General features: G+C 68.6%; 19 protein-coding genes and 1 pseudogene. 8 read left to right on the top strand and 12 right to left on the bottom strand.

From position 1 onward, the window contains the following. Positions 1–182: 182 nt before the first annotated feature. Positions 183–743 (top strand): isochorismatase family cysteine hydrolase, encoded by a 561-nt coding sequence (locus tag ACIOHC_RS39795; RefSeq protein WP_351077322.1) that lies wholly within the window; start codon positions 183–185, stop codon positions 741–743. A gap of 617 nt (positions 744–1,360) precedes the next feature. Beyond that, entirely contained in the window at positions 1,361–1,885 is a 525-nt protein-coding gene (locus tag ACIOHC_RS39790; RefSeq protein ID WP_351077324.1) for a hypothetical protein, read from the top strand. A gap of 178 nt (positions 1,886–2,063) precedes the next feature. Here ACIOHC_RS39790 and ACIOHC_RS39785 read toward each other — a convergent pair whose 3' ends face one another. Continuing rightward, complete coding sequence (locus tag ACIOHC_RS39785) at positions 2,064–2,417, bottom strand: antibiotic biosynthesis monooxygenase (protein WP_351077327.1); 354 nt, start codon at positions 2,415–2,417, stop codon at positions 2,064–2,066. Positions 2,418–2,624: 207 nt separating this feature from the next. Here ACIOHC_RS39785 and ACIOHC_RS39780 point away from each other — a divergent pair, with 207 nt between their 5' ends. Then, positions 2,625–2,906: a restriction endonuclease gene (locus ACIOHC_RS39780; RefSeq protein WP_401846404.1), complete on the top strand. Its 282-nt coding sequence runs from the start codon at positions 2,625–2,627 to the stop codon at positions 2,904–2,906. Here the strand turns inward: ACIOHC_RS39780 and ACIOHC_RS39775 are convergent. The 6 genes from ACIOHC_RS39775 to ACIOHC_RS39750 form a co-directional block, all read right to left on the bottom strand. Beyond that, positions 2,893–3,666 carry a hypothetical protein gene (locus ACIOHC_RS39775; protein ID WP_351077329.1) on the bottom strand — a complete coding sequence of 258 codons (774 nt, stop codon included), beginning with the start codon at positions 3,664–3,666 and terminating at the stop codon, positions 2,893–2,895. The two genes, ACIOHC_RS39780 and ACIOHC_RS39775, sit on opposite strands and share 14 nt — an antisense overlap. 335 nt (positions 3,667–4,001) lie before the next feature. Beyond that, positions 4,002–4,532, bottom strand: coding sequence for a hypothetical protein (locus tag ACIOHC_RS39770; RefSeq protein WP_351077331.1), 531 nt, complete (start codon positions 4,530–4,532; stop codon positions 4,002–4,004). Beyond that, complete coding sequence (locus ACIOHC_RS39765; RefSeq protein ID WP_351077334.1) at positions 4,529–5,962, bottom strand: HAMP domain-containing sensor histidine kinase; 1,434 nt, start codon at positions 5,960–5,962, stop codon at positions 4,529–4,531. The genes ACIOHC_RS39770 and ACIOHC_RS39765 overlap by 4 nt, the downstream gene beginning before the upstream one ends. Further along, positions 5,959–6,642, bottom strand: coding sequence for a response regulator transcription factor (locus tag ACIOHC_RS39760; RefSeq protein WP_351077337.1), 684 nt, complete (start codon positions 6,640–6,642; stop codon positions 5,959–5,961). The genes ACIOHC_RS39765 and ACIOHC_RS39760 overlap by 4 nt, the downstream gene beginning before the upstream one ends. Positions 6,643–6,707: 65 nt before the next feature. Continuing rightward, positions 6,708–8,369: a murein biosynthesis integral membrane protein MurJ gene (gene murJ / locus ACIOHC_RS39755; protein ID WP_351077339.1), complete on the bottom strand. Its 1,662-nt coding sequence runs from the start codon at positions 8,367–8,369 to the stop codon at positions 6,708–6,710. Then, positions 8,366–9,532, bottom strand: coding sequence for a peptidoglycan bridge formation glycyltransferase FemA/FemB family protein (locus ACIOHC_RS39750; protein WP_351077342.1), 1,167 nt, complete (start codon positions 9,530–9,532; stop codon positions 8,366–8,368). The genes murJ and ACIOHC_RS39750 overlap by 4 nt, the downstream gene beginning before the upstream one ends. 224 nt (positions 9,533–9,756) lie before the next feature. Between ACIOHC_RS39750 and ACIOHC_RS39745 the strand changes: the two genes are divergently transcribed. Beyond that, positions 9,757–10,971, top strand: coding sequence for an Ig-like domain-containing protein (locus ACIOHC_RS39745; protein WP_351077344.1), 1,215 nt, complete (start codon positions 9,757–9,759; stop codon positions 10,969–10,971). Between the two features lie 348 nt (positions 10,972–11,319). Here the strand turns inward: ACIOHC_RS39745 and ACIOHC_RS39740 are convergent, their stop codons facing one another. The 5 genes from ACIOHC_RS39740 to ACIOHC_RS39720 form a co-directional block, all read right to left on the bottom strand. Then, a complete protein-coding gene (locus ACIOHC_RS39740) occupies positions 11,320–12,192 on the bottom strand; it encodes an amino acid ABC transporter permease (protein WP_351077347.1) in 873 nt (290 codons plus the stop codon). Beyond that, the gene (locus ACIOHC_RS39735; RefSeq protein ID WP_351077350.1) at positions 12,189–12,833 is read right to left on the bottom strand and encodes an amino acid ABC transporter permease; all 645 of its coding nucleotides are present in this window, start codon (positions 12,831–12,833) and stop codon (positions 12,189–12,191) included. Before ACIOHC_RS39735 ends, ACIOHC_RS39740 begins: the two co-directional genes overlap by 4 nt. Positions 12,834–12,849: 16 nt before the next feature. Next, entirely contained in the window at positions 12,850–13,761 is a 912-nt protein-coding gene (locus tag ACIOHC_RS39730) for a glutamate ABC transporter substrate-binding protein (protein WP_351077368.1), read from the bottom strand. A gap of 13 nt (positions 13,762–13,774) precedes the next feature. Next, the gene (locus ACIOHC_RS39725; RefSeq protein WP_351077371.1) at positions 13,775–14,518 is read right to left on the bottom strand and encodes an amino acid ABC transporter ATP-binding protein; all 744 of its coding nucleotides are present in this window, start codon (positions 14,516–14,518) and stop codon (positions 13,775–13,777) included. Positions 14,519–14,641: 123 nt separating this feature from the next. Continuing rightward, positions 14,642–15,082, bottom strand: coding sequence for a DUF6278 family protein (locus ACIOHC_RS39720; protein ID WP_351077353.1), 441 nt, complete (start codon positions 15,080–15,082; stop codon positions 14,642–14,644). A 404-nt stretch (positions 15,083–15,486) separates the two neighbouring features. Between ACIOHC_RS39720 and ACIOHC_RS39715 the strand changes: the two are divergent. The 4 genes and pseudogenes from ACIOHC_RS39715 (at position 15,487) to ACIOHC_RS39700 (ending at position 17,098) form a co-directional block, all read left to right on the top strand. After that, positions 15,487–16,031 (top strand): annotated as a pseudogene (locus ACIOHC_RS39715) (flavoprotein). A 9-nt stretch (positions 16,032–16,040) separates the two neighbouring features. Then, on the top strand, positions 16,041–16,214 hold the full coding sequence (locus ACIOHC_RS39710; protein ID WP_351077356.1) for a hypothetical protein: 174 nt from the start codon (positions 16,041–16,043) through the stop codon (positions 16,212–16,214). Between the two features lie 48 nt (positions 16,215–16,262). Then, entirely contained in the window at positions 16,263–16,499 is a 237-nt protein-coding gene (locus ACIOHC_RS39705; protein WP_351077359.1) for a hypothetical protein, read from the top strand. 197 nt (positions 16,500–16,696) lie between these two features. Further along, positions 16,697–17,098 (top strand): hypothetical protein, encoded by a 402-nt coding sequence (locus ACIOHC_RS39700; RefSeq protein WP_351077362.1) that lies wholly within the window; start codon positions 16,697–16,699, stop codon positions 17,096–17,098. The last annotated feature ends 343 nt before the right edge of the window (positions 17,099–17,441 follow it).

The following is a 17,441-nucleotide window of genomic DNA, read 5'->3' as shown; positions in this document are numbered from 1 at the left end:
CACCCGGGATCGCCGCGCGATCAACGGTGCCCCGGACACACCGGACCACCTCGCCATGGCAGGCCGCCTGGCGAAACTCGTCCCCGGCAGGCACACTGCCACAGTGCCGGCGGCCGCACACTCGCCGAACATGGAGACCCGGCCCGCTTCAGCGCCGAACCGACGTCGTTCCTGGAGACCGTATGAGCAGCGCCCTTCTCGTGATGGACGTCCAGCGAGCCATCGTGGACATTGCCGACGACGGCTCCGGATACCTGCCGCGCCTGCGCAGGGCGATCGATGGTGCCCGGGCGGCAGACATCCCTGTCATCTACGTGGTCATCGCATTGCGCCCGGGCTTTCCGGAAGTCGGCCCGCACAACAGGGCACTCACCGCCGTCGCGCGAGCCGGACTCCATGTCGAGGGCGACCCCGGCACCGAAATCCACCCCGATGTCGCGCCCCGGCCGGGCGAGGTAGTGGTCACCAAGAGACGGGCGAGCGCGTTCTCGGGCAGTGACCTCGACGTGGTGCTCAGAGCGCACGGCATCGACAGCCTCGTCCTCACCGGCATCGCCACCAGCGCCGTGGTGCTGCACACCCTGTGCCAGGCCAACGACCTGGACTTCGACCTCACCGTCCTCGCCGACGCCTGCCTTGACACGGACGCCGAGGTTCACCGGTTCCTCACCGAGAAGCTGTTCCCGCAGTGGGCTGACGTCGTCACCGTCGACGACTGGCTCAAAACGACCACACCCCGTTAGCGGCGGACCAAGGTATTGGTGTGCGGTGACGCATGTCGGCGCCTCGCTGTGGCTTTTGGGCATGACCTTGCCATGACACTCCGTCACGGCACTTGAGAATTCCTGTAGGCAGCGACGGCGCCCTCCAGGTCCAGGAGCCGGGCGGGGCGGCCGAGGTCGTTGGCGTACCTCTCCCCGCCGCTCGGCTGTCCACGTCGGCTGTGTGGGGCATTGCTTGAAGCTGACACGCTCTGAAACCATGCCCATGCCTTCGCCCGCGTGATCCGCGACAACACCGGCACGCATCCCCCCACTTGGAGCCGCACTGTCCGCGCGACACCCGTTCAGTGTCGCTGGCCGTGATCACGTAAATCAGTGAGGGGAATCGGGTGGGAAGCACAGGGGCTCAGGAGGACTGGTCGCAGATCGCGGTCCTCGAGGCGTTCGCCGACGATGCCGGTGACGTGTCTGCGATTGCGACCGGGATGCTGGTCGTGGCGGGCTGCGCTGCGGCGCTGGGCGTCGCTGAGCTGAACGGGCGTCCTTGCGTGCTGTCCGGCGGGGCGGACGGCACCACGCGGATGTGGGACCTGACGACGTGGATGCGGGACCGGACGAGCGGACAGCCCGATCACGGCGTGACGCTCATCGAGGACGGCTTCACGCTCGCCCTCGCCACCGCGGTGGTTCACGGCCGCCCCGTCGCCACGACCATCACCGCGGAGTTCGGCAATGATTACGGCACAGTGCGCCTTGGGGACCTGAGCACGCGCCAGCAGATCGGTGAACCAATCCCCCATGGTGCAACTGCGGCCGACGTCATCGAGGTCGCCGGCGACCTTGTCGTGGTCGCAGGCGGTGAGGACAGAACCCTGCGCCTGTGGGACCCGATGACCGCACGACCGGTCGGTGAGCCCCTCGCCCAAGACATCATTGTCGGGGAACGATCGGTGGACACGACGCTGATGGACGGGCGCCCCGCCGTCGTTGCTTGCGGGTTGAACAGCGTCAAGGCCCATGTGGCGTGGGCGTGGGACTCGGCCGACAGGCGGAAGATCGGTCCGGATCTTGCGTTCCCGGGTCCGGTCCGGACGACCTCGGCATGGGCCGGCAAGTTGGCAGTGGGCTTCGGCGGGGAGGCCGTGATCCTGTCACGCGAGTGATCAGGTGCTGTCACGCCGCCGAAGTCGGATCAGTTCACTGAGGGTTCGTCACGATCCGTGGGCTGCGGTCGGCGGCGGGCCCAGACGGTGCTGCGCCGACCCGTTCGATACGAGCTCGTACCGGCACGGTCGCTGAGGTGGCTTCGGTTGGTCAGACTGCTGTCGGGCTCTGCGGGACCTACGGTCGCGTGAACCCGTGGCTCCGCTCCACTTTCGCCACATGCAGCGTGTAGCTCTGGTACCACTCGACTCGCCCGCGCTGTTGGGCTGCGCGGTGCTCGGCGTTGCTCCGCCACTCCGTGAGGGCGTCGGCGTCGCGGAAGTACCCGACGGTGATGCCCAGCCCGTCAGGAGTCTGCGCGTGGTCCATCCCCAGGAACCCAGGGACGTCCTTCACCAGGTCTTCCATACGTGCGTTGGTCTCGCCGTAGCCGCTCTGGTCCTGGGTTCGCACCGTGGTGAAGACAGCCACGTAGTAGGGGGGTTCATAGGCCGCGACGGGCGCGACAGGCGCTTCGGGGTGATCACTCATGGCGCCACCGTAAGGCGGGATGGGCCCGACAATCCAGCATCTTTCCTGAGCGGGATACATTAGCGGTCGAGCTCTTGACCAAAGCTGTCCGAGCTCTCCTCCAGCCCCCGGAAACGGCCACGAGGCCACCGGCTCACAGAACGGCGCGAGCGGCGGGGAACACTGCGGCGAACTTCGGCTGATGAGGCACCGGCCGAGGTGGATGCGATGACTGGCACCGAGTTCGAGGAGCTTGTGGCAAGCCTGTGTCGGCGGGACGGCCGCACTGAGGTCCGGCGAGTGGGCGGTGCGGACGACAACGGTGCCGACGTCGTCGGTCGGCTTTCGGACGGTCGGACGGTGCTGCCTTCGCCAGGGCGGCCGACGTACGCAGCTCTCTCGCGGCCCGTGTCGCCTGGGCCGCGGTGGCCGACCGGGTACGGGGAGAAACGCCTCCCCGTCGTGATCCGGCGACGGACGGGCGTCACCCATGACGTCAGACCCGGGTGAATGCCTCCCTAGTGATGTCACGCTCCAGGGCGGCGGCCTGGAAACCGTACGTTCTGATGGCCGGCACTTTGATCAGGATGCAGAAACGGTCCAACGATTCGAGGGAGCGAGCCACGTCACGGTGGTGCCGCTTGAGGTAGTGGATGGCGGCCTGGTTCGCCAAGGAACTATGTCCGCAGATGAGGAAGACCGGGCGGGTGGCCTCCGGTGGCGTGAATTTGGCCACCAGCGTGAATTCCAGGCTGTCCTTCTCGAACAAATACCGTTGACCGCCGACGACGAAGGCCCCCGACTCGGGCTCCTCGCTGTACGGAAGGATGGTGATGCCCGGCAGATGCGCGGCCAGGTGGCCACCCGTACGGATGTTGGCGTCACCGAGCGGGCCACCGATGCAGAACTCCGTCCGGACGTCGTTGCTGCCGCGGAAGTCGTTGCTGGATTCGGTGACTACATCGCTGCCGAGCTGGCTGGCCAGTGTCGCCACCTCGATGATGGCGCGGACGTCCTTGCGGTTCGTCGCGTCCGGCAGGTTGTACTTGTTGCCGATGACGATCACACAGGTCTCTCCCGGCACCACACCGAAGAAGTCCGCCTTGCGCCGTACCACGCGGGACCGCTTGCCGCGTTCCCAGAGCCATACGCACGCACCACCGATGAGACTGGTCGCCAGGCCGATCAGCACATTGACGATTACCGAAAGGATTGCTGCCCCCTTGCCCCGATGCCCCTGGAGGGACGCGGCCGCCGCCTCCGAGATCATTCACCACGCGCCCGGTCGTGGCAACCATCGGTGACTTGCTGCGGCTGACGGGCCGCCGCGCCTCGCGCGGACTGCCGGACCGGGTCGACGGTCGGTGTGCCGGGTGGCAAGCCGCCGCGGATCGACGTGGCGGAACGCAACCACGCGAAGCCGGCCCGCAAGCGCGACAACAACACGTCCTGACTGCTGCTGAAGGTGGTCGACTCCCGGGCGTGCGGGCCCGATGTGGTGGAGATCGTCGCCGATGCGACGCGGGCCGCGCAGGCTCCCGTCCCGGCGCCGCGCAGCTCGCACCGGGCGACGGTCCGATCCCGGCCCCACGGACCGGGCGGGCGTCAGACGGAGCAGTGGGCCGGCCCGATGACACCGTCGGTACCGATCACCTTCACCTCCGCACCCCGGTCCGCGGTACGGGCCTGGGCGGCCGTGCAGATCAGCTGCTGCCGGGCGACCTCGGAGAGTTCCGTGACGGCTGTGTTCACCCGGACCGTCACCCCGTCCGGCCCCAGAGTCAGACCCAGTGTCCGGATGTACGGCAGTTCGGTGCGCAGCCCCGCGTCGGCCTCGGCCTTGGTGGGGCCGTCGAAGAGCATGATCATGGCCTTGTCGGATCCGCGCCACACGCGCACCGCGCCCCCGGTGCCGGCATCGCCTTCCGTCGTCAGGTCGACCTGCCGCACCACCGGCATCAGCCGGCTGGCGGAGGACGAGGAAACGAAGTAGAGCAGCGTGCCCTCCGGGCCGCCCGGCGCCACGTCCACCGTCGCCGGGTCGCCGACCTCGACGACATCCGTCGCCTGTATCCCGCATCCGGCCACCGTCAGCACGAGGGGCAGCAGGATGCGGAGGGCTCGTACGCCTCTCACTGCCCCTCCAGCGGCAGTTCCACGGTGAGGACCGCGCCGCCTCCGGGCTCGTTGGCCGCGTGCACGGTACCGCCGTGCAGCCGCACGTTCTCCTGAGTGATCGCCAGACCGAGCCCGCTGCCCGCCGAACGGGTGCGGGCCGCGTCGGCCTTGTAGAACCGGTCGAAGATGTGCGGAAGCACTGCCGGGTCGATACCCGGTCCGTTGTCCGCGACTTCGGTCACCAGCCAGGAGGTTGCGCCCCGCGATTGGGTCCGCAGCCGCACGGTGACGGGCCGCGCACCGTGCCGGAGGGCATTGCCCACGAGGTTCGCGACGACGACATCGAATCGACGCGGGTCGAGCAGCGCCCTCACTCCGTCGGGAAGTTCGGTGTCCACCCTGTCCTCCCAGCGCCTGCTCTGCAGGGTCTTGCGGATCGTCTCGGCGACATCGACCTCGTCGAGATGGAGATCCGCCGCCTTCGCGTCGAAGCGGGAGATCTCCATCAGATCCTCGACCAGGGTGGCGAGCTTCCCCGTCTCGGCACTGATCAGCCGGACGGCCGCCGCGGTGTCGGAGTTCAGCTGGGCGGCGTCCTCGTCGAGCACCTCGGTGACGGCGAGCATACCGGCGAGCGGGGTGCGCAGTTCGTGCGAGACGTCGGAGGCGAAGCGTCTGGCCCGCGCCTCCGCCCGCCGGAGCTCCTCCACCGATTCCTGGAGTTTTGTCGAGGACTCGTTGAACGTCCAGGCGAGTTCGGCCAGTTCGTCGGAGCCCCGGACCTCGATACGGGTGTCGAGCTCGCCCCGGCCGATGCCCGCCGCCGCCCGCCGCAGATCGCGTACCGGACGCAGCACGCTGCGGGCGGCGAGCAGGGCGGGCACCAGCGCGATCAGAAGTGCGGGCAAGGCACCGTCGCGGGCCGCGGTGACCATGGCCTTGACATTGGCCTCCTCGGTGGTCAGCGGTATCACGGCGTAGAGGAAGAGCCCGGTGGGCTGGCGTCCGTCGCCCCGGTCGAACAGAGCGGGCATCCCGACGGTCAGCCAGGGCCTGCCGTCCTTGACGACCCGTTGGAAGGAGCCGCTCGCGTTGCCGCGGACGGCGTCGCGCAGTGCGGAGGTGATCACGTTGGAGGTGGGCCGGTCCGACGAGGAGACCCGGATGTTCCCGTACTCGGCGAAGACGCGGGTCTGCGGCTTGCCCTCCCTGGCGAGGTGCTGACAGTTCCGCCGCAGTTGCTCCTCGTCCACGGGCAGGGTCACGGACAGCGCACCGATCCGGTCGCGGAACTGGTCGACGGCCGTGTCCTGGGCCTGTTGGAGGATGGCGGAGCGGGCCTCGCGGTAGGTCAGGGTCGCGGTGGTGACGGCACTGATCGCCGCGACCAGCAGGAAGGCGGCTATGAGACGGGTCCGCAGTCCGAACCGGGCGGCGAAGAGCTTCATGCGAGCGGCCCGAAGCGGTAGCCGAAACCGCGGACGGTCTGGATGTAGCGCGGGCTGCCCGCCACGTCCTCGATCTTCTGTCTCAGCCGCCGCACGCAGGCGTCGACCAGTCGGGCGTCCCCATGGTAGCTGTGCTCCCAGACGCATTCGAGGAGCTGCTGCCTGCTGAACACCTGCTCGGGGGAGGCCGAGAGGTGGAACAGCAGCTTCAGCTCGGAGGGCGCCAGGAGGAGCCGCTCCCCCGCCTTGGCGACCGAGAGCCCGGTGCGGTCGACGACGAGTTCGCCGTGGTGTTCGAGGCCGCTGCGTCCCGCGGGCTCGGCGAGCCTGCGCAGTACGGCACGGATCCTGGCCTCGATCACCTCGGTGCGGGCGGGTTTGACGATGTAGTCGTCGGCCCCGGCCTCCAGACCGACGACCACGTCGAAGTCGTCGCCGCGCGCCGTGAGCATGATGATCGGGAGCTGGCTGGTCTCCCGGACCCGTCGGCAGACCTGGACCCCGTTCATCCCGGGGAGCATCAGGTCGAGGAGCACCAGATCGGGCCGGAACTCCCCCAGCGCGGCCAGCCCCGCCTCACCGGTCTCGACGGCCCGCAGTTCATGGCCGCGCCGCCGCAGCCCCAGCTCGACCCCTTCCCGTACGGAGGGGTCGTCTTCGATCAGCAACACGCGAGGCATGGCAGCAGTATCCCAGCGATCAAGGAGTGAATTCGAACCGGCGAGCGGGCCGTGCGCCCGACGGATCAGGCCCGCCGCAGCCGCCCGCGGCCCGCCGCGATCAGGGCGCTGATCTCCCGCAGCCGGAGCGGCCGGGCCAGCAGCGCGACCGTGAGCAGCAGCACGACGGTCCCTGCCCCCACCGCCGCGAAGTCACCGAATCCCTCGCAGGCGCGAGCGGCCAGGTATCCCAGCAGCCCGGCGGGCACACTCGCCACCACCAGCCGCAGCTGCGCCCACAGGCCGGCCGAGCGCAGCAGCGAGGGCCGGGCGGCTGCGCCGGCGCAGACCCTGCGGTGCAGCACGTACGCGGTGACGCCGAAGCCGGCGAACAGTGCCACCGAGTACGCCCCGGCCATTCCGGTCACGGCCCAACGGACCGGCAGCAGCAGATACGCGACGACGCAGAGTCCGGCGTTGAGTGCCGCGATGACCAGATTGAGGAGGAACGGCGTGCGGGTGTCGCTCATCGCGTAGAACGCGCGGGAGAGCACGTACTGCCCGGAGTAGGCGATCAGCCCCGGTGCGAACGCCATCATCATCCCCGCCATGGCCGTGATGTCCGCGGCGCCGGTGCGCCCGTATCCGTACACGGCCCCCATCACCCACGGCGCCAGCGCGCACAGCACGGCCACGGCGGGCACCACGACCGCGGCCGAGGTGCGCAACGCGTACGAGACGTCGCGCCGCACACCCGTCAGGTCGTCGTCGGCCGCCGACCGGCTCATCCGGGGCATCAGCGCCGTGACGAGGGAGACGGTCACGATGCCGTGCGGCACCACCCACAGCTGATAGGCGTAGCTGTACGCGGTGTAGCCGACGCCGCCCGACACGTGCTGTTCGACGGCATGCTGGCCGGTGGCGGTGGAGAGCCGGGTGACCACCCAGTAGGCGATCTGGTTGGTCAGCACGAGCATGACGAGCCAGCCGGCCGCACGCAGCGGTCGGGTGAGACCGCTGCCGCGCCAGTCGAACCGCGGTCGCCAGCGGAACTTCGCGGCCCGCAGCGCGGGCACCAGGGCGAGCGTCTGCACCGCGATCCCGGCGGTGGTTCCCCAGCCGAGCCACTCGGCCTGCGCCGAGGTCAACGTACCGTCGGAGCCGGTCGCCACGCCGAGATAGATCCCGAACACGGCGATGATCACGACGTTGTTGAGGACCGGGGTCCACATCATCGCGCCGAACCGGTCACGGGCGCCCAGCACTTGGCCGAGCAGGGTGAACAGTCCGTAGAAGAGGATCTGCGGCAGGCAGTAGCGGGCCAGGGCGATGGTCAGATCGGCCTGTTCGCCGTGGTAGTCGGGGGCGTAGACCGAGACGATCCACGGTGCGCCGACGACCGTCAGCGCGGTGAGGGCGAGGAGCCCGATGGTACAGAGGGTGAGCAGCCGGTCGGTGTACGCGGCTCCGCCGTCGGCGTGGTTCCTGGCGGCCCGGACCAGCTCCGGGACGAAGACGGCGTTGAGCGCGCCGCCGATGAGCAGCGTGTAGAGGATGTTGGGCACGGTGTTGGCGACGGTGTAGCCGTCGGCCTGGAGTCCGGTGCCGAGCGCGGCGACGACGACCGCCGAGCGTACGAAGCCGGTCGCCCGGGAGACGACGGAGCCGGACGCCATGACGGCGCCGCTGCGCAGCACCGAGCCGGACGTGCGTTCCGGGGCCTTCGAGGCCGCCTCGGTGGCCGTCATCGGCGGGCCAGGTATGCCTGGAACGCACGGTACAAGGTGTTGTTGGCGGCTCCGCCCACCGATGTCTCCCACTCTCCGAGGGTCTCGACGACCTGGCCTCCGGTGCCGAGTTTCCAACGGAGCAGCCCGAAGGGGCGGTCGTCGGGGTCAAGGGTGGAGGGTACCCCGCGCATGTCATGCACATCAGCACCGAGCTCATGGGCGTCGAGCATCATCTTCCACTGCAACGCGTTGCTGGGACGCACCTCGCGGCGGTGGTCGGCGGAAGCGCCGGTCTGGTACCAGACCCGCCGACCGGTGCTGATCATGGTGTGGGCGGCCAGGATCTCGCCCTGGTGGACGGCGAGGTAGAGCCTCATCCGGCCGGGCCGCTCGGCGTTGAGTACGGCGTACTGCCGCTGGTAGTACGCGAGGGAGCGGCCGAGCCGGAAGCCGTCGCGCTCCTCGGTGATCCGCAGCAGCCGGTGGAATTCGGGGAGTTCGGCCTCGCTGCCGATGACGATCCGCACCCCGTCCTTCCGGGCCTTGCGAACGTTGCGGCGCCATTCCTGGTTGAGTCCCGACCACAGTTCGTCTGGGGTCCGCCCGGCGAGCGGGACCCGGAAGACGTAGCGCGGCTGCGCGTCGGCGTCCTCTCCCCCGTCGCCGCCGCAGCGGCGCCAGCCCCGGGCCCGGAGCCGTTCGGCGACGGCCGTGCCGAGCGGGTCCACCTCGGTGGCGAGCACGTCGCCGATCCTCCGGCCGGGGCCGGTGGCCGCCTTGAGGCGGGCGGTGTCCCAACGGCGGTACGCGGGTGAGGGGCCGATCCGAACGGCGAAGGCACCCGCCTTCCGCAGATGGGCCACGAGCGGTCGCAGCCAGCGGTCCGTGTCGGGATCGGCCCAGTCGGCCACCGGGCCCTCGGGCAGATAGGCGAAGTACTTGCGGGTTCCAGGGAATTGCCGGTAAAGCACCAGAGCGGCCCCGGCCAGTTCGCCGAGATCGCTGTGCCAGCCGACCATTTCCGAGGTCCACTGGTCCTTCACCCCGGCCCAGGACGGATACTGCAGAAAGCTCGCCTCCGTGCGGGTGGCGACGAAAGCCCGGTGCTCGGCGGCGGTCAGGCCGCGTATCCGTAGCTCCTGGTCGCGGCTGCGGTTCCCGGTCGCGAGCAGTGCTGACATGTTCGTGGCCCTCCCTGGTCCGCCCCGCTGTCGGCTCCGCAGGGCTGCACAGGATGCTCACAGCGGTCCGTGACGGAGCCGCGCGGCGTATGTGACCGGACGATGACCGTTGTGCTGCGGTCCATGTCACACAGAGGATTTCCTGGTTTTCGGCCGATTTGTGGAACCTATCGTCGGTGGTAACGCCTCTTCACCAATGAGAAGCAATGCCTTGGAGGTTTCCGTTGTTCTCCGCACGTCGGCGCATACGCCGTACCGCCCCGCTCGTCCACCCGGTCCGGCTCACCCTGATCGCCGGCACCACCGTGCTCGGCGCCACGCTCACCGCCTGTTCCGGCGCCTCCGCGTCGGACTCGGGCAAGGGGGCGACCGGGGTCGCACCGGCGCACGACACCAGGATCTCGGTGAACCTGAAGGGCGCCGAGGCCGCCCCCGGCGAGCCGGTGAAGGTGACCCTGGGCGCCGGAAAGCTGAAGACGGTCACGGTGAACGCGACCGGGGGCGACGCGCTCACCGGCCGGATATCCGCCGACGGCAGGACCTGGACATCGGACCGGCCGGCCGCGCCCGGCACCACGTACAGTGTCGAGGCGAAGGACACCGAGGGCGGCAGCGACAAGGCCGGCTTCACCACCTCGGCGGCCGAGAAGGTCAACAAGCTGACGCTGGCCCCCGGCAAGAACACCACGGTCGGCATCGCCCAGCCGCTGTCGATCGTCTTCGACAACCCGGTGAAGGACAGGGCCGCGGTGGAGAAGGCCCTGAAGGTCACCACCTCGAACAACACCGAGGGCTCCTGGGGCTGGCTGCAGGACTACTCCGGCAAGGACCGCGTCGACTGGCGGCCGAAGGAGTACTGGAAGCCCGGCACGAAGGTGACGCTCGACGCCGACCTCAACGGCATCGACTCGGGCCCGTCCGGCGGCTGGTTCGTCCGCGACTACCGGACCACCTTCGCGATCGGCGCCGACCAGGTGGTCAAGGTCGACCTCGACCGTCACCGGCTGGCGCTGAAGAGGGACGGAAAGACCGTCATGGACGTGCCCATGTCGGCCGGCACCCCGGGCGGCGAGAAGGCGTCCTGGCGCGGCACGGCTGTACTGATGGCCAAGGAGGGCACGATCAACATGCGCTCCGAGACGGTCGGCCTGGGCGATGCCTACGACAAGATGGTCGACTCGTCGATGCGGCTGACCTGGTCGGGGATGTATGCCCACGCGGCACCGTGGAACGCCGCCTACTTCGGTGTGGCCAACCACAGTTCGGGCTGTGTCGGCATGAGTGACGCCAACGCCGCTTCGCTGTACCAGCAGGTGCGGGTCGGCGACCCGTTCGAGATCACCGGCGCCGATGCCAAGGGCACGGTCGCTGAGGGCAACGGATACGGGGCGTGGAATGTGAGCTGGACCGACTGGCAGGCGAAGAGCGCGCTGAAGTGAGCCGCACGGCCGCGTCGCGCCGCAGACCCCGCAACCGGGGACCGCTGCGGACGTCTGCCGGATCCTTCTTCCCCGCGGGAACCGTCCGAGCCGTCGCCTTCCCCTGCGCACTTCGGGCAGGGGCGGGAAGGCAACGGCACCGAGGACGTCCCGGACGGTCAACGGTTCGCCGCGTCGATCGACGCCGTCGGCCGCCGTACATCGAGCACGGCCCGGCCGGCACGCAGCTGACCTTCTTCTCGCGCATGGACGACCCGTCGCACGGATCCGTTGTCCTGCGCGAGAAGTGATCACCGGCTGCTGCCGGGCGGGCACCACTCCTCGGGACCGCTTCGCGGCGGACCCCGGCTACTGCACTCCCGGCAGCAGCGTTCCTGGTTCGGCCGGTGCGACCTCCACGGCCTTCGTCTTGGGATTGCGCCGCTCCTGCTTCGCCACCCAGGTCGCGAACCAGGAGAGCAGCATGCACATCCCGATGTAGATCGGCGAGATCACCATCACCACGGGGATGAAGGGAAGATCGTAGTCGAGATTGGAGGCGATGAGCTTGCCCGCGTGGAGGAATTCCTCGTAGGTGATCAGATAGCCGAGCGAGGTGTCCTTGAGCGCCACCACCAGCTGGCTGATGATCGTGGGCAGCATGGCGCGCACCGCCTGCGGGGCCAGTACGTATGTGGTGACCTGCGTCTTGCGGAGCCCCAGCGCGTACGCGGCCTCGCGCTGGCCCCGATCCACCGAGTTGATTCCGGTACGGAACACCTCGGCCAGCACAGAGCCGTTGTACAGCGTCAGACCGGTGACCAGCGCGGGCAGCGGCTGCACCTTCAGCGCCACGAAGATGAAGAAGATCATCACCAGTACGGGCATCGCCCGGAAGAACTCGACCAGGAGCGTCGAGACCCAGCGCACGGCCCGGTGGACGGAGAGGCGTCCGACGGCGAGCACCGCCCCGAGCACGAGGGAGAGCACTGCGGCGTACGCGAACGCCTTGAGGGTGTTGCCCAGTCCGCGCAGCAGCAGCTCCTGAATGCCCTTGTACTCGAAGGGGGTCCACTTGGCGGCGGTGAACTGCTCGGTGTCGAGGAGCAGATGGACGATCCAGCCCACCAACGCCAGGATCAGTGCCGTCGAGACGATCCCGTAGACACGGTGGCGTCTGCGCGTGACCGGTCCCGGGATGTCGTAGAGCGCGGTGGCGGTCGGCGGGGTGCGGGTGGTCATCGGGCGACTCCCCAGCGCTTCTCCATCATGTGGAAGAGCGCACTGATGGACAGGGTGATGATCAGGTAGCCGACGGCGATCCACACGAAGGTCCAGATGATGCTGTACCCCAGCTCGTTGAGGGTCTTGTAGGTGCCGAGCAGTTCGGTGACGCTGAACGCCCCGGCGATCGCCGAGTTCTTGGCGAGGGCGATCAGCGTCGAGCCGATCGGCGGGATCACCGAGCGGAACGCCTGCGGCAGCACGATGTGGTTCAGCGTCTGGCCGAACGTCATGCCGAGGCTGCGGGCCGCCTCGCCCTGCCCCGTCGGCACGGTGTTGATGCCGGAGCGCAGCACCTCGCAGATGAACGCGGAGGTGTAGCAGCCGAGGGCCAGGACGGCGAAGGCCTTGAAGGGAAGCACCAGTCCGAAGCGCGGCAGTCCGAGCAGGACGGCGAAGAAGAGCAGCGTCAGCGGGGTGTTGCGCAGCACCGTCACCCAGACCGTGCCGAGCACCCGGAGCGAGCCCACGGGAGCCACCCGGCAGGAGGCCATGAGAAAGCCGAGGAGCAGGGCCAGGATCGAGGAGTAGACGGTCAGCTCGACCGTGCCGAGGAAGCCCTTGCCGTAGAGCGAGAAATTCTGCGTGAGTACGTCCATGTCGGTCCCCGCCCTCTCAGGTCGCCGGGTAGCGGTCGATGGGCGGCGGGGTCGGCGCGGGCACTCCGGACAGACCGAGTGTGGCCTCGAACGCCTTCTTCCAGTTGCCGTTCTTCTGGTTCGCCTCCAGGGCGTCGTCCAGGGCGAACCGCAAGGCGTTGTCGCTGCGCGGGACGCCGATGCCGTACGGCTCCTGGGAGAAGGGCCTGCCCACCACCTTCAGTTCCTTGGGCGCCTTGGCGGCGAAGCCCAGCAGGATCGCGTCATCGGTGGTGACGGCGTCGACCTGGTAGGTCAGCAGGTTGTCGACGCAGATCGAGTACGTGTCGTAGGCGACCAGGATCGCCCTCGGGTAGTCGGCGGCGATGCGCTGGTACGGGGTCGATCCGGCTGCCGAGCAGACGGTCCTGCCGGCCAGGTCCTGCGGGCCGTGGATGTCGTGCTCGTCGGTGCGTACGAGCAGCGACTGTCCGGCCATGAAGTAGGGGCCCGCGAAGCCGACGAGTTTCTTGCGCATGTCGTTGATGGTGTAGGTGCCGACGTAGTAGTCGATCTGACCGTTCTGCAGCGCCGTCTCGCGGTTGGCGGAGGCGATGGTCCTGAAGCGGATCGTCCTGGGCTCGAAGCCGAGCGAGGCCGCCATCATCTTGGCGATCTCGATGTCGAAGCCTGAGTAGACGCCGGTGGCCGGATCCTTCTCGCCGAGGTAGGGCTGGTCCTCCTTGGCCCCGACCCGGAGGTATCCCCGCTTCTTCGCCTTCGTCCAGGTCGGTGATGCGGGCAGCCGGAAGCTCGTGTCGACCTGGTACACCGGCAACTGATCGGCTTTCGGGCCCTTCACCGGCGGGCTGCCCTCCTTGCCGCAGGCGGCGGCGAGCACGGCCAGCAGGAGACCGGCGCAGGCGGCCAGGACCTTTCTCGTACGCAACACGGAGCCCCCGTCAGTGCTTGAGGATCTTGGACAGGAAGTCCTTGGCGCGGTCACTCTCCGGGGCGGTGAAGAACGCCTCGGGAGTGCGGTCCTCGACGATCCGGCCGTCGGCCATGAAGACCACACGGTTGGCGGCGGAGCGGGCGAAGCCCATCTCGTGGGTGACGACGACCATGGTCATGCCGTCCCGCGCGAGCTGCTGCATGACCTCCAGCACCTCGTTGATCATCTCCGGGTCGAGGGCGGAGGTGGGCTCGTCGAAGAGCAGTGCCTTGGGGTCCATGGCGAGGGCGCGGGCGATGGCCACGCGCTGCTGCTGGCCGCCGGAGAGCTGGGCGGGGAACTTGTCGGCGTGCGCGGCGAGTCCGACCCGTTCCAACAGCTCCCGGGAGCGCCGATCGGCCTCGTCCTTCTTCCGCTTGCGGACCTTGAGCTGGGCGAGCGAGACATTGGCCAGCACGGTCTTGTGCGCGAACAGGTTGAACGACTGGAAGACCATGCCGACTTCGGCACGGAGCTGGGCCAGTCCCTTCCCTTCCTCCGGAAGCGGTCTGCCGTCGATCGCGATCCGGCCCGACTCGATGGACTCCAGCCGGTTGATGGTCCGGCACAGCGTCGATTTACCGGAGCCGGAGGGGCCGATGACCACCACCACCTCCCCGCGGCCGACGGTGAGATTGATGTCGCGCAGTACGTGCAACTGTCCATAGAACTTGTTGACGTCCCGCAGCTCGATCAAAGGATCGACGGCCATACGCTGCCCCACCCACTTGTCGCTATGTCGAGGTCAGCGCAAACTATCCAGCGGGAAAAGGGACTTCACTTCCGACACGCACAAATGGGGCATAAGGCTTCTTATCCGGTTTTGATGGAAGTGCTACCCCTCGGCCGACTCCGAATAGACCTGCGAGAGCTCGGGGCTGCCCGCCATCGCCCAGTCCAGCCCGGCCTCGACCACGTCGATCTCCCGCCCCGAGGCGAGCCGCACGACGGGCTGCCCGCTCGGCCAGATACTCCAGACCGCACCGGGGACGTTGCGCACCAGGACGGTTCCGAGGTAGAGCCCCGCATCGTTGCCCAGCCAGGGCAGCTCCTCGGGATCGTCGCGCCAGCGCGGCGGCAACTGGTCGAGTGCCGCCAACGAGGCCGGAGTGTCGTCGAGTTCGAGCCCCCGCTGCCCCGCCCGGACACGCAGCAGCTCGCACTCGGCGAGAAGCTCGGCCACGCCCTCCGGATCGGCCGCGACGGCTGCGGCGAGCCCCGCCCCTCGCGTACCGTCGTGACGCTTACGCCAATTGTCCAAGAAAGGGATGTTCATGATCGATTCCCCCCTGGTGCGTCGCCGCTGAATACGGGCCCGGCCTGGGCGGCATCACGCACAGGCGACATCGAGCAGTTGGCCCCGGTCAGCGTCAGTTCGCTCACGTTCACCATGATCATCTCCCACTCGACTCCCACCGGACTCCCATCGCGTCAACTTGGCGAAGTGCGAACATCAGCCCACCATGACACAAAACCGGCCCCGGGTCGCCGCACCTTGGGGGGTGTGGACTGCGACCCGAGACCGGCAATGTGACCGACGATGGAGATCATCCCGCATCGGCCGCCCACCTGAGTGAACAACCGTTCGAATCTGCGGTGTGCCGCCACTCCTACGGCATATGCCAGAAGGTCGCAGGGCGATCTCAGCACACCCTCGGCGAGTGCATCCGCGACCGGCGCATGCACCAGAACATGACGTTCGGATCCGCTGCCCCGCCCGTCTTCGAGGTGGCCCGGGGCATCGAGGACGCTCAGGCCCGCGGGTGGGATGTGTGTCTCGGGCTGACGCCGACGGCGGCCTGGTGGCTGGGCGAGCAGACGCCGGAGCTGGAGCGGCTGACCGGGCATCCGGTGCGCTCCGAGTACAAGCTGCCTGGGGAACCGGACGTGTGGCCGCCGGCTGATGTGATTCAGTTCGCGCCGGCCACGTTCAACACGGTCAACGCCTGGGCCCTTGGTCTGACATCGTCATTCGTCGTCGGCGTGGTTGCCGAGGGGATCGGGAAGCGGAGCCCGACTGTGACGATGCACTGTGTGAACGCCACCTACGTCCACCATCCGGATTCGACCGATCGATGGAGACGCTCCACGGCGCCGGGGTGACGGTGCTGTGCGGGCCAGGCGGCTTCGTACCGAACCAGCCGGGCGAGCGGCGCCCCGAGGGCCTCCCATGGCACCTGGCCCTGGACGCGGCGGTCGGGGCCATTGTCAGTGCCTCCCCGTAGCCTCTTCCCATGCCGATCACGCCTTCGCCTGCCACGCCTGTGCGCTCGCCCGCCGCGGTGAACTCGGACATCCGCGCACTGTGGGCTGCCGGCCCGCTGTCACCGGAGGGCGAGGCGGAGTATCAGCGGCTGCTGGTGGAGTGGGAAGCCGCAGTCCGGTCGGATGTCGTCACAGCCGCCTGACCTGCGCGGCTCCGCTCGATTGGCAGTGCTGCCGTTTACGATCCGGCCGTGGCAATCGATGTGCCTGAAGAACTGATCACGCTGGAAGGCTCCTCCGCCGAAGAGCAGCGCAAGGCCCTCGCCGAGCCCTACACGAAGGAGGCGTGGGAGCCGTGGCGTGAGGCGGCGGCGAAGTTCCAGGCCGCGGTGACCGCGCACGCCGAGGCGACCGGGGTGTCCCGGTTCGAGCTGGAGATGGCCGTGAAGAAGGCCGTGCTGCACCCGGAGCCGGAAGGCGACAACTGACACGCGTCCGCCCCTCCCCCGGGCACCGTTCCGGGTGAGAGGCGGTCTCGTGGCTGCGCCCAGCCATAGGCGCGAATGGGATGAGTCCACGGTACTGGGCCGCTATGACAACCGGCCCCGGGCACCGTGCGGCACCTGCGCAACCATTCGCGTGCCCCACGTGTCAGACCCCGCACGTCCACATTCGGAGTGCCACCGTGAGACCCGCCGCTGTCCTGCTCGCCACCGCCGCGCTGCTGTCCCTTGCCGCCTGCTCGACTGAGCAGAGGTATGTAAACAAGGCAGAACCGAGCAGCAGCGCCTCGGCCGACACCGGCAGAGGCAGCACTGCGGAGAAGGCCGCAGGCATCCCGGACGCGCCGATCGGTGTCGACCGAGAGGTAAATCTTCGCGCGATTCGGGCCGTGGACCCACGGATCGTCGAGGACGAAGAGAAGGCCATCGACGCCGGCCGCAACCAGTGCTCCTCACTCGCGGGCGGAGGCGACAAGGTGGATCGGCTTGCGGCACAGCGATTCGGGAACGACGCCCGGCCGCTCACGGACGCACAAGGCAAGCAGTTGAACGCCGCACTGCGGGGGACGCCGTGCCCCGAGTGACGTTGCTCTCAAGCAAGCAAAGCGGCCCCGCCGACGGAGGACGCAGCGGGGTCGAGGCCGGTGTCGCGTGACCTTGGGGCTTCACCGAATGCCGGTGAACTCTGACTGCTGCCGGCTCGTGCCATCGAAGGCTGATCACATAGGCAGGAACCCTTGATGCCCAGCAGGTGGCCCGTTGCGGCGCTGCTGCCGTGCTTGTGGCGCCCGAGGAGTGGATGGGCTTCACTGGTGACGTCAAAGAGGCTGTGAGACACCTCAGGGTTCTAACTCGTCAAGCGGCGGCAGGGAGTTCGATGGGGAAGGCGGTTTGTTCGCCGAACAGCTTGCGGTGCTGGAGACAGTG

Source organism: Streptomyces sp. NPDC088252 (assembly GCF_044740965.1).
Classification (GTDB): Bacteria; Actinomycetota; Actinomycetes; order Streptomycetales; family Streptomycetaceae; genus Streptomyces.
Note: the sequence above shows the minus strand (reverse complement) of the source record. Positions and strands in the feature narration are given on the sequence as shown.

Excerpts from the sequence above, each read along its gene's own strand:
- ACIOHC_RS39795 (WP_351077322.1), top strand. The coding sequence starts at position 183 with ATGAGCAGCGCCCTTCTCGTGATGGACGTCCAGCGAGCCATCGTGGAC.
- ACIOHC_RS39785 (WP_351077327.1), bottom strand. The coding sequence starts at position 2,417 with ATGAGTGATCACCCCGAAGCGCCTGTCGCGCCCGTCGCGGCCTATGAA.
- ACIOHC_RS39780 (WP_401846404.1), top strand. The coding sequence starts at position 2,625 with ATGACTGGCACCGAGTTCGAGGAGCTTGTGGCAAGCCTGTGTCGGCGG.
- ACIOHC_RS39775 (WP_351077329.1), bottom strand. The coding sequence starts at position 3,666 with ATGATCTCGGAGGCGGCGGCCGCGTCCCTCCAGGGGCATCGGGGCAAG.
- ACIOHC_RS39765 (WP_351077334.1), bottom strand. The coding sequence starts at position 5,962 with ATGAAGCTCTTCGCCGCCCGGTTCGGACTGCGGACCCGTCTCATAGCC.
- ACIOHC_RS39760 (WP_351077337.1), bottom strand. The coding sequence starts at position 6,642 with ATGCCTCGCGTGTTGCTGATCGAAGACGACCCCTCCGTACGGGAAGGG.
- murJ (WP_351077339.1), bottom strand. The coding sequence starts at position 8,369 with ATGACGGCCACCGAGGCGGCCTCGAAGGCCCCGGAACGCACGTCCGGC.
- ACIOHC_RS39750 (WP_351077342.1), bottom strand. The coding sequence starts at position 9,532 with ATGTCAGCACTGCTCGCGACCGGGAACCGCAGCCGCGACCAGGAGCTA.
- ACIOHC_RS39740 (WP_351077347.1), bottom strand. The coding sequence starts at position 12,192 with ATGACCACCCGCACCCCGCCGACCGCCACCGCGCTCTACGACATCCCG.
- ACIOHC_RS39735 (WP_351077350.1), bottom strand. The coding sequence starts at position 12,833 with ATGGACGTACTCACGCAGAATTTCTCGCTCTACGGCAAGGGCTTCCTC.
- ACIOHC_RS39725 (WP_351077371.1), bottom strand. The coding sequence starts at position 14,518 with ATGGCCGTCGATCCTTTGATCGAGCTGCGGGACGTCAACAAGTTCTAT.
- ACIOHC_RS39720 (WP_351077353.1), bottom strand. The coding sequence starts at position 15,082 with ATGAACATCCCTTTCTTGGACAATTGGCGTAAGCGTCACGACGGTACG.
- ACIOHC_RS39710 (WP_351077356.1), top strand. The coding sequence starts at position 16,041 with ATGCCGATCACGCCTTCGCCTGCCACGCCTGTGCGCTCGCCCGCCGCG.